Below are 15732 nucleotides of genomic sequence, written 5' to 3' on the forward strand. Positions count from 1 at the left end.
GTTTATAAAGCTTTCTCCAATTCTGGAACAATTTGGTGGAGATCACCTACAAGGCTGTAATCCGCAATTTGCATGATGGGAGCTTCTTCATCTTTATTAATGGCAACAATAATTTGTGCATCCATTATACCGGCTAAATGCTGGATTGCACCGGAAATGCCAACAGCGATATAGAGTTCAGGGGCAACGACTTTTCCTGTTTGTCCAATTTGCCATTCATTGGGGGCGTAGCCTGCATCAACTGCTGCGCGGCTGGCACCTAAAGCGGCATCTAATTTGTTTGCAAGAGGAAGAAGAAGTGCCATAAATTGTTCTTGAGAACCAAGACCACGCCCGCCTGATATAATAACACGTGCAGAGGTAAGATCAGGACGATCACTTTTGTTGGTTTCTGCTTTTACGAAAGAAGAAAGATTTGGATTAGGAGCTGGTGTTATTATTTTAATGGGAGCAGAATTATTTTGGGAAGGCGTTGGTGTGAAAGAAGCTGTGCGAACTGTTATAATTTTTTTATGATCATTGGTGCGGACAGTTTCAAGTACATTGCCTGCATAAATGGGTCGTTTGAAGGTATCGGGTGAAAGAACGGCGGTAATGTCTGAAATTTGCATAAGATCAAGAAGGGCTGCTACGCGTGGCATCACATTTTTCCCAGTGCTGCTGGATGCAGCCATGATCACATCATAATCATTTGCTAACGTGAGAATTGTATCTGCCATAGGCTCGGCAAGTTGATGGGCTAAATAGTCTGCTTTTGCAATAAGAACTTGCCGCACACCACTAAGTTTAGCACTATTTTCCGCTATCGTTTGAATTTTTTCTCCGCAAACCAGAATATCGATATCATTACTGAGTGCGCGTGCAGCGGTGAGCACTTTTGCTGTTTCTTCTGTATTATGATCAGCCAATAAAAGAATTGCCATAAGTTTTTGCCCTTTTATGTGAGTGTTGCTTTTACTCTAGTGGTGAGAATATTAAATGCAGTTCTTTTGTTTTAGTGCACTGACAAGCTCTGCTACATTCGCCACTTTAATACCGGGTTGACGGGGTTTTGGCTCTTCAACGCTTAAAATTGTTAAGCGTGCTTCCGTATCGATGCCAAGATCAGCAAGAGATTTTTGTTCAATGATTTTCTTTTTTGCTTTCATGATATTGGGGAGAGAGGTGTAACGCGGTTCATTGAGCCGTAGATCGGCGGTCATAACCATGGGAAGGGGAAGACAAAGAGTTTGTGTTCCATTATCAACTTCACGAGTAACTGTAGCATGCCCATTTTCTATATTAAGATGTGAGGCAAAAGTTGCCTGTCCCCAACCAAGAAGAGCAGCGAGCATTTGTCCTGTTTGATTGCTATCGTCATCAATTGCTTGTTTTCCTAAAAAGACCATATCGGGTTTTTCTTCATCAACAATAGCTTTGAGAACCTTAGCAATTGCTAAGGGTTCAAGTGTTTGATCCGTTGTGACAAGAAGTGCGCGATCAGCGCCCATTGCAAGTCCTGTTCGTAGAGTTTCTTGGGCTGCTTCTGGGCCAATTGAAACAAGAAGAACTTCTGAAATTTTACCGGATTCTCTCTGGCGAATAGCCTCCTCCACGGCTATCTCATCAAAAGGATTCATAGACATTTTTACGTGAGACAGATCAACACCTGTACTATCGGGTTTGACGCGTATCTTGATGTTATAATCAACAACACGTTTGACAGCGACAATTATCTTCATAATGATCCTCTTTGTTTGTATGCCCACAAGTTTATAGCAATACTCATAAGAAACCAAATTGTTTAGAATGAAGTCTCATTTATAACTTGTGTTCTCTTTGATATAAGCTTTTTTACGTTTACTTGTACTTTCTCGTCGTTATTTTCAACCTTCATATTTTGCATTGCTATAATTGCCTTATTTGCTTGAATAAAAAGTAAAAAAATCAATCTGTCTTGTGAGAATATTCTTTTTTATTTTCTTATGCTTTGTTTATGATGGTGCAATAGGCCCTTTATACAATGAAAAATTAAGTGAAAAAGATAAAAATGGGGGAATGATTTTGCTCTTCAAATCTTGAAGACAGAAAAATTAAAGAACTTTCTTTCAAATATTTTGGATAAAGATTGGGGAAAAATATTTCTAACAAATGCGCAAAATAAAAAGTTTTTAGGAGTTCTTAAAGCTCTATTTACTAAAATAGACCACACTTTCTCATCATTTGTTGCGATTCTTTTCAAAAAGGTTAATGAGGGGTAAGCGTTTGTGAATACGAAGGGTCATACGATCGATCAGGCGACCAATCAGGTTAGGCATGGTAAATTCTTTTCTTTTGTTGAACAGAAAGAGAGAATGGATACTTCTGTAGAAGTAACGATGTCAGATATTGCTCAAAAATTACGCACCGTTTATACGCAAATGCAAATGAAGCATCCGCCCCATTCTTTGATGCAGCAGAGTTCTGTAGAAGAGCATTTTAAATCTTACTTAGATGATATTAGTCGAGCCATTTTGGCTGAACATTATATGCGTCGTCAAAGAGAAAAAAAGCTTTTTGAGTCTTTAGAGCAGATTAAAACAATTGTTAAAAGTTTGCAGAGTGAAAAAAAAAGCTTAGAAGAAGAAGCGGTAACACGACGGGTATCTCGTTCAAAATCACCTGATTCTGTTGTACAAAAACTTGCTCATATGGAATGTAAGGACAATCAAGAACGTTTATTCCTTCAAAAGGTGCAAAATTTTTCGAAACAAAACGGTATAATTCCACTCCAAACAAATGTTGAAAATACGTTGCAGCAAGAAAATAGAAGCTCTTTGCCCAGTGATGCTATTTTGCTAAGTGATGCTCTGAAACCTTCTTTTAAAAAGGATGAGGGAGTAGTGAAGCGTGCTATAATAGAAGAAAAGGGTATGATGGGTGTTCAGGCATCTAATCATTGCAGTGAGAATGATTTTTCTTCTTTAAAGGTGCAGTCTCGGAAACATGTCTCGTTTTTATCTTATTTGGTAAAAAAAAGTGTTCTTTGTTTTTTAACCGTTGTATTTGTGCTAGCGATAACGTTATGTCTTTATAGCTTTTTAAAAGGAGCTCGTTTTTTTTAATTTGTATGATGTTGATGTTAATAGATGTGAAATGTATTGCGCATTCGTGTTTGTGCGAAAGCTATAGAAACTAAAATTATTCTTTTAAACACGCAACAGAAATTATTGGAAAAGAGGATAATTGGAGAAGGATTCTCTAGTTGTAAAAAAACCTCAAATTATCTTGAAGGTTCTGTAAGTGAGTATTTATTTACCAATTGCTGAAATGTCACTCAATATGCTGATCTTGATTGGTATGGGAGTCGTTGCTGGTTTTTTTTCAGGCCTTTTTGGAATCGGTGGTGGGTTTCTCATCACACCGTTATTGATTTTTTATAATATTCCTCCTGCTATTGCTGTTGGAACAGGCGCTAACCAGATGATTGCGTCATCTGTAACAGGAGCAATTACACATTTTAGAAGACGTACGCTCGATATTAAACTTGGTATTCTTTTGGCGATTGGAGGAGGAGGTGGTTCTTTAATTGGGATTCAGGTTTTCTCTGTTTTGAAAAAGTTAGGTCAATTAGACTTAATGATTTCGCTTCTTTATGTGATTCTTCTTGGAAGTGTAGGAAGCTTGATGATCGTTGAAAGTTGGTATGATATGATGCGCAAGCGTAAGGCAGGAAAAGCCAATATTCGTCTTGCTGGTCGACATAACTGGATTCATCGCTTACCCTTAAAAATGCGTTTTCGGACATCTATGATATATGTTAGCATTATTCCAGTTTTAGGGATTGGTCTCATTGTGGGATTGTTGTCTTCTATTATGGGAATTGGTGGGGGGTTCTTTATGATACCAGCATTGATTTATCTTCTGCGTGTTCCAACCAGTGTGGTGATTGGGACTTCACTTTTTCAGATTACATTTGTGTCTTCTTTCACGACAGTTTTGCAAAGTGTGACTAATCAGTCCGTTGATATTGTCTTGGCTTTTTTGTTAATGCTTGGAGGAAGTATTGGTGCACAATATGGAACAAGGGCTGGACGGAAGTTAAAGGCTGAACAATTGCGTATGGCGCTTGCATGTTTAGTGTTGATTGTGTGTATGCGTCTTGCTTTTCAATTATTTATACGCCCTGATAATCTTTTCTCTTTGGATATTCTTATGAGATAAAAATGGGTAGATTATTTTCTTTATACATCATTGCAGGTTGCTTTTGTTTTATTTCTTTTTCTACATGGTCACATGTTGGGACGCCAGCTACATTCATTGATCAAGTTGACCACGAAACTGTCCAAATTATCGTAACAACGAATACGATTACTGTGGATGCAAATTTTGCTGGTCGTGATCTTTATATTGCTGGTGTTTTGGAAAATATTGATCCGTTATATTCTCGACAGAACCGTTATGATATTGTTGTAAGCTTGGAGGGACAAGATCGGACAATGGTGATGCGAGAAAAAAAACGCAATGCCGGTGTATGGGTTAATACAGATTCTCTTATTTTTAAAAAGGTTCCTCTTTTTTACTCTATGGTCACAACGCGTGAAATTGGCGATATTACGAGCATTGAAGATTATAAACGCTTGGGGTTAGGATTACTCTATTTGCCATTGCAGACGGATGAACAAGATCAGAAAAAAATACAAATCTTTCGCGATGAACTTATAAAGTTGCAAAAAGCTAAAAGCCTTTATTATGAGGAAGTGGGTGGGGTTCGTTTTGGTTCTGACACACTTTTCACAGCACATTTTCGTTTGCCAGCAAATATCCCGGTTGGACATTATAAAGTTCGTGCTTATCTTTTTCGTGATGGACAGTTTATTGATAGTGCAACAACGACTCTTGAAATTGTTAAAGCACATATCGCTTATACAATTTTTTATGCAGCGCACAAGTATCGTTTTTTATATGGTATTGTTGCAGTGATTATTGCTATTACTACAGGATTTTTATGTCGTTTGATTTTTCGAAAAGATTAACGCAAGGAAAATGTTAAGGCTTTTATTTTTTATGAAAAATTCGTAAGATAAGAAAAATAGGCACAACAATAATAGCTCCCGTCATAGTTATATGGAAGAAATTTGTAAGCGTTATAAATCCTGCTTCCCATAGTGATTTTAAAAAATCTACTATTTTGTGTATGAGGTTTCGGTGTGTCCATCCCAAAAAATTCATTACGATGCCAATGAAGAATGACAGGATAAGCAATTTTAGACTAACGCTGCTTAATTTTCTTCCAAGAAACGCACGAAAAGAATCTGATAATCTTTTTTTCCGCTTCATTTTAATATACTTTCGAAGATCGTGTTTCTTATTGTATTATCATAGTGCGGCGATGTTACTATCATAAAGCAAAAACATTTTTTTATTTTTTCTTACTTTGAGTTTATCACCTTTAGTCTGATTAACGGTGCTGGTTTTTGAAATATGCACATGTTTTATTGCATTTTTGCGATATTTTCATGGCGCTTCTTTTATTAAATGAAGGGAGATCCTTTCGTTTCTGAGAATTTGTAGAGAAATTTTATAACGTTTCGATATTTCGCATCAGAGTGAGAGTTTTAGTATATTGAAGATTTTGTAACAAACTTATTATTGTCGTGTATAGAAATAATATTTCAAGACAGTTTACTTAAAAAAAGACTATCTATTCTAATAAGGGTGTGCTTATATAGATATTATATTCAGATATTTCAACCTTAGTGCATTGAAAAGATCTTTTTTTCTGAAAAAATATAAGCAATGAATTGAGTGTTGTTAAAGGAGCAAAGATATTTAAAATACGATATTGAAAAAAGTTTTGTTATGTACGGACGCGTGAGGGAATGTTAGAGGTTTGTGGTGCCCGTGCTCCTTTTATTTGGAAATAAGATATAATGAGAAGCCGTTATTTAGTGGAGAATTATGGAAAAATTCAAAATTCCTTTTGCAGAAGAGGTAGAGGTGCTTGATGTTGGACGATGGGCAAATTTTTCTGTTTTGTTGAAATAATCAAGTTATTATGAAGGCTTTTTGTTATTAAGATTTTTGAGCTAACAGGGGATAGTTCTTTGATGGCATAAAAACGCTAGAGTAAAGAAGAGGTAAACTTGTTCGACAAGAGAGAAGAAATCTTTGTCTTATAGCTTTCAATGGTAGACGTTGTAATATTATCAATAGATTGGTGATGGGTTATGTCATTCATCATATATTAGATTGTTTCTCGGTGCATATTGGGGGTTGGTTTGTAACTATGGGCAGGAGGAGTGGTTGATAAGTGATGTTGTTTGAACGTTTTAATACTTTATCTCTCAGAGCCTATGGTTTGTCTGATTTTATTATTTTGCGCATTCTTGTTGCGTGGGGAATTTATACAATAAACTTTAAAAGGAAAAGTCTATGAACTTAAAAAGAAAGATATTGAAAAGTAGCAGCTCTATTGTTGCTGCTCTTATGGCACTGGGAGTAGTTGTACAACAGGTTTCAGCAAAAACACCGGCTGATACCCTTGTGATGGCTTGGAATCTTGATGCAATCAGTACGTTTGATCCTGCGCAGCTCAATGATGTTTATGGAAGTGAAATTGTTCGCAATGTTTGTGATAACTTAGTCAGTACTGCGACAGATGATCCTGCTAAAATGGTTCCTGCTTTAGCAACGCATTGGGATGTTTCAGGCGATGATCACAGTACGGTGATTACTTTTCATTTGCGTGATGGTTTGAAGTTTAATAATGGCAAACCAGCTAATGCCAATGATCTTGTTTGGGGGATGAAGCGGATTGTCAAATTGAAGATGGGTAATGCGGCAATTTTTAATGAATATGGAATTACAGAACAAAATGTTGATGATGCTTTGCAAGCTGTTGATGAGAAAACAGTGGTGATGAAATTTGATAAGCCTTATCCAGCAGAGCTCATTCTGAATAATATTGTTGCAAGTCCTGCAACAGCTTTGCTTGATCGTAAGACGATTATGAAGCATGAAAAAAACGGTGATCTGGGAAATCAGTATTTGAAAACTCATGCTGCTTGCGTTGGCCCTTATCATTTAAAAAGTTGGCGCCCTGGAGAAGCGATTTTGTTACGTGCAAGCTCTCACTATTGGGGACAAGCACCTAAACTGAAGCAGATTTTAATTCGCCATGTTGCGGAGCCCGGAACACAGCGCTTATTGTTGCAAAAACATGATATTGATGTTGCTCGTAATTTGACACCTGAAGATCTTGCAGATTTGCAAAAAACAACAGATGTTAAAATCAAAGAAGTGTTAGAACCATCCATGATGTATTGGGGTTTCAATACGACGAATCCCATTTTTGCTAAGGAAAAAGTGCGCTTGGCGATGCGTTATCTTATAGATTATGAAGGTTTTGGCAAGAAGCTTCTCAAAGGGATTGGTATCCCACGGGCAAGTTTTATTCCTCTTGGCAATCTTGGGGCTTTGGATGAAAAAGAAGGGCAACCCTTTAAGCTTGATATTCAAAAAGCCAAACAGCTTTTAGCAGAGGCTGGTTATCCGAACGGATTTGAGGCAAATTTTCTCGTATCAAACACTCCTTATACTTTATTACTTGCTCAGTCACTCCAAGATAGTGCTGCGCAGGCGGGTGTGCGTCTTAAAATTGAACGATTGGCAGGTACACAGTTGTTTTCCAAACTTTATGCTCGAGCTTTTGATACAATTTTTGTCGGATGGAATAATGATTCTGCGGATCCTCATACAATGGCTTCACGTCTTGTTTATAATCCAGATAATCGGTTTGAGGCAAAAAATACAGCTTATCCTAGTTGGCAGCATGGGTATTTTGATGCCAAGATGAATCAAAAAGTTGAAGATGCGTTGTTTCAAAAAGATCCGCAAAAACGGGTGCAAATATATGCTGATTTACAACGTGAACTTATGCAAAAAGGACCTTATGCGTTTATCTATCAGAAATACGGCGTCGTCGCGATGACACCGGATGTCAAAAAGTGGGTTTGGAATAGTGCACCGCATATTTTTTATAGTAAAATTGAAAAATAAGCGTGTCTTCAATGCTGTTCAATAGATGAAGGACATTGTCATGATATATTCGGCGTATTGTATAAATTTTCAAGCTTTGCAATACGTCGAAGATTATAGGTAATGCGTGATATACTGTTGAATGTCTTTTTAAGACATTCGTTTAAAGGGATTTTTCATTCTCATTAGAGGTGTATTGGTGTGGATGTTAAGATTGAATATTTCAATTTCTCTGAATTGAAAAGTCATCAATTTATTTGTTAAAAGACTGAGTGTAACATAAAAAAACTAAGTGTAACAAATGTCGTGGAATTTAGTAGTGTTAAAGGTGTAAAGGTTTTTCGATGTTGAAGGAAAGTTTTGGTATGGGTGGGTACACAAGGGATTCAGTTTTTTATGGTGTTCATATTTTCTTTTGCTTTGAAAGATGATGAGATACCAATTGGAGGGTCTTATTTTACGGGGAGTGATGAAAAAAAACAAATTTCCTTTTGAAAAAGGAATAAAAGTCGTTGCACTTGGCAAACTAACGAATTTTCCTGTTTTATCAAATCGTCAAATTATTATGAAAGCTCTTTGTTATTAAGGTACGTGAGCCGAAAGGGCTAGTGCTTTGATGGTATACAAAACGCTGGAAGAAATAAAAGAGACAAGCTTGCTTAACAAGATAGAGAAAAAATATTGGTTTTATAGTCTTCAATAGTAGGCGTTATGATATCGTGAATAAGCTCTGTTGTTGGTGAGTGTTCATTATATACCAGAGTGTTTTCCTTTGTATGTTTTGGTTTGGCTTACAAGTGTAGGCAGGAGGAGTCATTGGCAAGAGGTGCTTGTTCTTAAATATTTTAAAGCTTGGTCTTTAGGAGCCTATAGTTCGTCTAAACTTAATTATTAAGCACGTTTTGCTGCATAGGGAATTTATACAATAAACGTTAAAAGGAAAAGTCTATGAACGTGAAAAGAAAAATATTGAAAAAGAGCTGTTCTTTTGTTTCTGCTGTTCTTGCAATGGGGATGTTTGTGCAACAAGTTTCAGCAAAAACACCTACCGATACGCTTGTGATGGCTTGGAATCTGGATCCAATAAGTACATTTGACCCTGCACAACTCAATGACCGTTATGGAATTGAAGTGGTTAACAATATTTGTGATAATTTGGTCGTTTCTGCTACAGATGATGCAGCTAAAATGGTTCCTTCTTTGGCAAAGAGTTGGGATGTTTTAAGTGATGACCAGAGTACGGTGATTACTTTTCATTTGCGTGATGGTTTAAAGTTTAACGATGGTAGATCAGCCAATGCCAATGATCTTGTTTGGGGTATGAAGCGGGTTGTGAAATTGAAATTGTCTAATGCGGCAACATTTAATGAATATGGGATTACAGAACAAAACGTTGATGAGGCTTTTCAAGCACCGGACGACAAAACGGTGGTGATGAAATTTGATAAACCTTATCCTGCAGAGCTCATTCTTAGCAATATTTCCACTAATCGCACTGCTGCCTTGCTGGATCGTGAGACACTCATGAAAAACGAACAAGATGGCGATATGGGAAACCGGTATTTGGCAAGTCATTCTGCTTGTGTTGGTCCTTATCAGTTAGAGAGTTGGCGTCCTGGAGAAGCTCTTTTATTGCGTGCAAGCTCCAATTATTGGGGGGAAGCGCCTAAACTGAAGAAGATTTTAATTCGCCATGTTGCGGAGCCTGGAACGCAACGTTTATTATTGGAAAAACACGATATCGATGTTGCACGTAATCTGATGCCAGAGGATTTGGCAGATCTCCAAGCAACAACGGATATTAAGGTTGAAAAAGTGTTGGCGCCCTCCATGATTATATGGGGTTTTAATACGACGAACCCTATTTTTGCTAAGGAAAAAGTGCGTTTAGCGATGCGCTATCTTATTGATTATGAAGGACTCAGTAAGACCCTTCTCAAAGATGTTGGTATTCCCCGTGCAAGTTTTATTCCTCTTGGTAATCTTGGGGCTTTAGATGAAAAAGAAGGACAACCCTTTAAACTTGATCTCCAAAAAGCAAAGGAACTTTTAACAGAGGCAGGTTATCCGGATGGTTTTGAGGCCAATATTTTTGCAGGGGCATCTCCTTATCCTTTTGCTTTACCTATTGCTCAGTCCCTTCAAGACAACGCAAAAAAGGTTGGGGTACATTTTAAAATTGAACGTTTTGTAGGTACGCAGTTGTTTTCAAAATTTTATGCGCGTGGTTTTGATACGATTTTTTTCGGATGGAATAATGGCTCTGCGGACCCCCATACAATGGCTTCACGTCTTATTTACAATCCAGATAATCGGTTTGAGGCAAAAAATACGGGCTACGCTAGTTGGTGCCATGGGTATTTTGATAAAAGTATGAATCAAAAGGTTAAGGATGCGTTGTTTGAAAAAGATCCCCAAAAACGGGTGCAAATGTATGCTGATTTGCAACGTGAATTTATGCAGAAAGGACCCTATGCTTTTATTTATCAGACATATGTTTCTGTAGCGATGACACCTGATGTCAAAAAGTGGGTTTGGAATAGTGCACCACGTATTTTTTATAGTGCAATTGAAAAATAAGAAGGTATCAGGTTTATAAAATATAAAAAACATGATCATGATATATTTGACGTATTGCAAAGTTCTTAAATGTTTTGCAATACGTTGAAGATTGTGAATAATAGAGGATATATTGCTGAGTGTCTTTGCAAGATTTCTATTAAGGGATCTTTCATTCTCATTAAAGATGTGCTTGCTTGGATGTTTAAACTTAATATTTCAACTTCCATGAATTGAAAAGAGATCAATTCATTTGCTGAAAAAATTAGTACAACAAATGTTGTGGTATTTAGCATTGTTAAAGGAGCAAAGACTTTGCAATGTTGAAGAAGAGTTTTGGTGTGGAGGCAAAGAGGAATATCAGTTTTTTATGATGCCTATGTTATGTTTCCTTTTGTTTTGAAAGATAACACTCCGCAATTGGGGTATTATTTTATGGGGAGTGATGAAAAAATTCAAATTTTCTCTTGAGAAGGAGGGTAAATGATCAATTTCAGCAAATTACAATTCATTCAAAATCATCAAAATATCAAATTTTTATTGAGGCTCTTGAAGTAACCGGACGTGGTGTTTTCGCGACACTTTTTAGAAAATCAAAAAAGAAATTTGAAGCAAAAGGTCTGATTGATAAAGCAAAAGGAAACTTTGCCTGATATGTCCCAAATTGTAAGCACTGTGATATCTCCAACAGATGCTGTTATGCCTAATACCTTCGTTTTATATCAGATCGTTTTCTGTTGAGTTTTTAATTTTATTTCGAGGAGGTATGTTTTCTAAGTCTAATCTTATTATTTCTTGCACGTTATTGTTGCATGGAGAACTTATACAATAAATTTTAAAAGGAAAAGTCTATGAACTTGAAAGGAAAAATATTGAAAGGGAGCAGTGCTTTTGTTTCTGCTGTTATTGCACTGGGGATTTTGGTGCAACAAGTTTCAGCAAAAACACCTGCCGATACGCTTGTGATGGCTTGGAATCTTGATTCAATAAGTACATTTGATCCCGCACAAATTAATGACCGTTATGGTAACGAAGTTCTTGTCAATGTTTGTGATAATTTAGTTGAACCAGCTAAAGATGACGCAGCTAAACTTGTTCCCTCTTTGGCGAAGAGTTGGGATGTTTTAAGTGATGATCAGCGTACGGTGATTACTTTTCATTTGCGTGATGGTTTGAAGTTCAATGATGGTCGTCCTGCGAATGCCAATGATCTAATTTGGAGCATGAAGCGGGTTGTTAAATTGAAGATGGCTACTGCGGCGACATTTAATGAATATGGTATCACAGAACAGAATGTTGATGAGGCTTTTCAAGCACCGGATGAGAAAACGGTGGTGATGAAATTTGATAAACCTTATCCAGCAGAGCTTATTCTTAGCCATTTTGCCACTAGTCGTACTCTTGCTTTGCTTGATCGTGAGACACTCATGAAACACGAAAAAAATGGTGATATGGGAAACCGGTATTTGGCAAGCCATTCTGCTTGTGTTGGTCCTTATCAGTTAGAGAGTTGGCGCCCTGGAGAAGGGATTTTATTGCGTGCAAGCTCCAATTATTGGGGTGAGGCGCCTAAATTGAAGAAGATTTTAATTCGCCATGTCGCGGAGCCTGGAACGCAACGTTTATTATTGGAAAAACACGATATCGATGTTGCACGTAATCTGATGCCAGAGGATTTGGCAGATCTCCAAGCAACAACGGATATTAAGGTTGAAAAAGTGTTGGCGCCCTCCATGATTATATGGGGTTTTAATACGACGAACCCTATTTTTGCTAAGGAAAAAGTGCGTTTAGCGATGCGCTATCTTATTGATTATGAAGGACTCAGTAAGACCCTTCTCAAAGATGTTGGTATTCCCCGTGCAAGTTTTATTCCTCTTGGTAATCTTGGGGCTTTAGATGAAAAAGAAGGACAACCCTTTAAACTTGATCTCCAAAAAGCAAAGGAACTTTTAACGGAAGCAGGTTATCCAGATGGTTTTGAGGCCAATATTTTTGCAGGGGCATCTCCTTATCCTTTTGCTTTGCCAATTGCTCAGTCCCTTCAAGACAATGCAAAAAAGGTTGGGGTGCGTTTTAAAATTGAACGTTTTGTAGGTACGCAGTTGTTTTCAAAATTTTATGCACGTACTTTTGATACGATTTTTTTCGGATGGAATAATGATTCTGCGGATCCTCATACAATGGCTTCACGCCTTATTTACAATCCTGATAACCGGCTTGAGGCTAAAAATACAGGCTATGCGAGTTGGTGCCATGGGTATTTGGATGAAACTATGAATCAAAAGGTTCAAGATGCGTTGTTTGAAAAAGATCCCAAAAAACGGGCGCAAATGTACGCTGATTTGCAACGTGAATTTATGCAGAAAGGACCCTATGCTTTTATCTATCAGACGTATCATACTGTAGCTATGACACCTGATGTTAAAAAATGGGTTTGGAATAGTGCACCACGTATTTTTTATAGTGCAATTGAAAAATAAGAAGGTATCAGGTTTATAAAATATAAAAAACATGATCATGATATATTTGATGTATTGCAAAGCTCTTTAACACTTTGCAATACGTTGAATTTTATCGGGAATGGATTACTATGTTGTGTAGAGAATTTTATTTCAGGAATTCTTATGAAAGATGTGTTTGTGTGGATGTTAAGATTGAATATTTTAACTTCTATTGATACAGCTTTCGGATGGAATAATAACTCTGGAGATCCCCATACAACGGCTCCAAGCTTTTTTATAACTCGGATAATCGGTTTGAAATTCGAAATATAAGCTGTTCTAGCCGGTGTTATGGATATTTTGATGAAGCTATAAATAAAAATTTTAAAGATTGTGTTGTTTCAAAAAGATTTACAGAAACGGGCGTAAAGAATTGAAAAATGGTAAGTTTGTTTAGTGAAAAAACAGGTGTAACAAATGTGGCAGAATTTACTGTTTCCGAAATAGCAGGAGCTCTAAAGCGTGTTGTTGAAGAAAAGTTTGGTTATGTACGGGTGCGTGGGGAGATATCAGGTTACCGTGGTACTCATGCTTCAGGACATGCTTATTTTGCTTTAAAGGATGATAAGGCACGGTTGGAAGCTGTTATTTGGCGTGGAGTGATGGAAAAGCTCAAATTTCCTCCTGAAGAAGGGATGGAAGTGGTTGCTGTTGGTAAACTTACAACTTATCCAGGGTCATCGAAATATCAAATTGTCATTGAGGCTCTTGAACCAACGGGGGTTGGTGCTTTGATGACACTTCTTGAAAATCGTAAGAAAAAGTTTGTGGAAGAAGGCTTATTTGATGAAGCAAAGAAAAAACCTTTGCCTTATATGCCTCGAATTATAGGCGTTGTCACATCACCAACAGGTGCTGTTATTCGTGATATTATTCATCGTATATCCGACCGTTTTCCGTTACATATTTTGGTTTGGCCTGTACGTGTTCAGGGGGAAACAAGTGGGAGAGAGGTAGCTGTTGCTGTTGAAGGTTTTAATGCTCTTGCTCCAGGAGGACTTATTCCAAAACCTGATCTTATTATTGTTGCACGGGGAGGGGGAAGTTTAGAAGATTTGTGGGGGTTTAATGACGAAGCTGTTGTTCGTGCTGTTTATGCCTCTGCTCTTCCCGTTATTTCTGCTGTTGGGCATGAAACGGACTGGACTTTAATTGATTATGTCGCTGATTGGCGTGCTCCAACTCCTACAGGAGCTGCAGAAAAGGCTGTTCCCGTTAAGCTTGATCTTGAAGTGTGTGTTGCGTCTCTTGGGGCACGTTTGCGCAAGGGACTTGTACGTTCTTTTGATTTTCATCAACAAAAGTTGCGTGCAGTCAGACGTGGTCTTCCCACTGTCGACCAACTTTTCGCTCTACCACGGCGTGGTTTTGATGAAATTTCAAATCGATTACAGCGTGCTCTTTGTGTAAGCTACGATAAAAAACGTTTTTCTTTTCATACTCTTCGTTTACGTCTTTCGTTACGTTTGTTAAATAATGAAAAAGCACACCGCAATACAAAAGAATATACGGCGCGCCTTCATCGTGCTTTTGTGCGTAGTGTGGAAAAAAAACGTGCCCGAATGGAGCTTGCATTTAGGCTTTTAAAAAGCACTTCTTATCAGAATATTTTGGAGCGCGGCTTTGTTTTGGTTTTGGGGAAAGAGAATAAGCCCATTAAACGCTTGGCTCAGTTTCCTGAAACGGGGCACATAAATTTACGCTTTTTTGATGGTGATATCAATGTTGCAACACAAGAATCTGTTTCCGCTAAACGCTCAAAACACAAGCCGATAAAGTCGCCAAGCGATGATCAAGGAACTCTCTTTTAATACGGTTAATGCCATGCTTGCGGAAGGTCTTCTTAAGGGAGCGGATGGAAAAGTTCGTTGTGCATGGGCTGGAACGGATCCACTTTATTGTGCTTATCATGATAACGAATGGGGAAAACCTGTTTTTGAAGATACCTGTTTGTTTGAAAAAATTTCTCTTGAAGGTTTCCAAGCGGGGCTTTCTTGGTTTACAATTTTAAAAAAACGCTCTTTTTTTCGCATTGCATTTGATCACTTTGACTTTAAAAAGATTGCTCATTATGATGAGCTAAAGGTGAAAATGTTAATGCAGAATAAAGACATTGTTCGCCATCAAGGAAAAATTCAATCAGTGCTTAATAATGCACTTAGAGCACAAGAAATTATAACAGAGTGGGGGAGCTTGTCTCGCTATTTTTGGTCTTTTCAGCCACCACAATCAGAGCGTTATGAAAAGATAGACTTTCAAACACTGTCGGCTCATCCCACAACCCCTGCTTCTCTTCGTCTTTCTCAAGACTTGAAGAAACGTGGCTGGACATTTATTGGTCCCATAATTTGTTATGCTTTTATGCAGTCCGTAGGGATCGTTAATGATCATCTTGAAGGATGTTTTTGTCGATAAATTGGCCAACGTTCTTTTGTATGAGTAATGATCAATAGGATAATAATTAAATTGTTTAATAAATGTATAGATTATACAACTCCATTGTATAAGATAATTGAACTATACAATATCAATAATTTCCTACTGTTGTTGGCACTCAAAACGATAAAGGTATAATTTTGAAGATGAAAAAAACAGATGCAAAAAGGAGTGATATCTTAACTGTCATGTATCTGAAGTGAGATAATGGTAACGTCTTGTATGTTTTAAAGAA

Annotated in this window: 11 protein-coding genes; 8 read left to right on the forward strand and 3 right to left on the reverse strand. The window is 37.4% G+C overall.

All coding sequences use genetic code 11. The annotated features are described in order from the left end of the window. Positions 1–2 precede the first annotated feature (2 nt). Both ACFIJK_RS06280 and ACFIJK_RS06285 read right to left on the reverse strand, forming a co-directional pair. On the reverse strand, positions 3–923 hold the full coding sequence (locus ACFIJK_RS06280; protein WP_375627245.1) for an electron transfer flavoprotein subunit alpha/FixB family protein: 921 nt from the start codon (positions 921–923) through the stop codon (positions 3–5). 51 nt (positions 924–974) lie between these two features. Then, the gene (locus tag ACFIJK_RS06285; protein ID WP_375627246.1) at positions 975–1721 is read right to left on the reverse strand and encodes an electron transfer flavoprotein subunit beta/FixA family protein; all 747 of its coding nucleotides are present in this window, start codon (positions 1719–1721) and stop codon (positions 975–977) included. Between the two features lie 525 nt (positions 1722–2246). Between ACFIJK_RS06285 and ACFIJK_RS06290 the strand changes: the two genes are divergently transcribed. The 3 genes from ACFIJK_RS06290 (at position 2247) to ACFIJK_RS06300 (ending at position 4994) form a co-directional block, all read left to right on the forward strand. Continuing rightward, positions 2247–3083 carry a hypothetical protein gene (locus ACFIJK_RS06290; RefSeq protein WP_375627247.1) on the forward strand — a complete coding sequence of 279 codons (837 nt, stop codon included), beginning with the start codon at positions 2247–2249 and terminating at the stop codon, positions 3081–3083. A 178-nt stretch (positions 3084–3261) separates the two neighbouring features. Then, positions 3262–4182 carry a sulfite exporter TauE/SafE family protein gene (locus ACFIJK_RS06295; protein WP_375627248.1) on the forward strand — a complete coding sequence of 307 codons (921 nt, stop codon included), beginning with the start codon at positions 3262–3264 and terminating at the stop codon, positions 4180–4182. Between the two features lie 2 nt (positions 4183–4184). Further along, the gene (locus tag ACFIJK_RS06300) at positions 4185–4994 is read left to right on the forward strand and encodes a TIGR02186 family protein (protein ID WP_375627249.1); all 810 of its coding nucleotides are present in this window, start codon (positions 4185–4187) and stop codon (positions 4992–4994) included. A gap of 22 nt (positions 4995–5016) precedes the next feature. Here ACFIJK_RS06300 and ACFIJK_RS06305 read toward each other — a convergent pair whose 3' ends face one another. After that, positions 5017–5298 carry a DUF6460 domain-containing protein gene (locus ACFIJK_RS06305; RefSeq protein ID WP_375627250.1) on the reverse strand — a complete coding sequence of 94 codons (282 nt, stop codon included), beginning with the start codon at positions 5296–5298 and terminating at the stop codon, positions 5017–5019. 1095 nt (positions 5299–6393) lie between these two features. On the opposite strand from ACFIJK_RS06305, the gene ACFIJK_RS06310 reads away from it, so the two are divergent. From ACFIJK_RS06310 to ACFIJK_RS06330, 5 genes are all read left to right on the forward strand, one after another. Continuing rightward, the gene (locus tag ACFIJK_RS06310; protein ID WP_375627251.1) at positions 6394–8019 is read left to right on the forward strand and encodes an ABC transporter substrate-binding protein; all 1626 of its coding nucleotides are present in this window, start codon (positions 6394–6396) and stop codon (positions 8017–8019) included. A 927-nt stretch (positions 8020–8946) separates the two neighbouring features. Then, complete coding sequence (locus tag ACFIJK_RS06315; RefSeq protein ID WP_375627252.1) at positions 8947–10578, forward strand: ABC transporter substrate-binding protein; 1632 nt, start codon at positions 8947–8949, stop codon at positions 10576–10578. A gap of 830 nt (positions 10579–11408) precedes the next feature. Next, positions 11409–13040: an ABC transporter substrate-binding protein gene (locus ACFIJK_RS06320; protein ID WP_375627253.1), complete on the forward strand. Its 1632-nt coding sequence runs from the start codon at positions 11409–11411 to the stop codon at positions 13038–13040. A 401-nt stretch (positions 13041–13441) separates the two neighbouring features. Next, entirely contained in the window at positions 13442–14872 is a 1431-nt protein-coding gene (gene xseA / locus ACFIJK_RS06325; RefSeq protein ID WP_375627254.1) for an exodeoxyribonuclease VII large subunit, read from the forward strand. Then, positions 14850–15476 (forward strand): DNA-3-methyladenine glycosylase I, encoded by a 627-nt coding sequence (locus tag ACFIJK_RS06330; RefSeq protein ID WP_375627255.1) that lies wholly within the window; start codon positions 14850–14852, stop codon positions 15474–15476. Before xseA ends, ACFIJK_RS06330 begins: the two co-directional genes overlap by 23 nt. Positions 15477–15732: the final 256 nt, after the last annotated feature.

Origin of the sequence: Bartonella sp. PS17NMGDW, assembly GCF_042193555.1 — a bacterium.
Classification (GTDB): domain Bacteria; phylum Pseudomonadota; class Alphaproteobacteria; order Rhizobiales; family Rhizobiaceae; genus Bartonella; species Bartonella grahamii.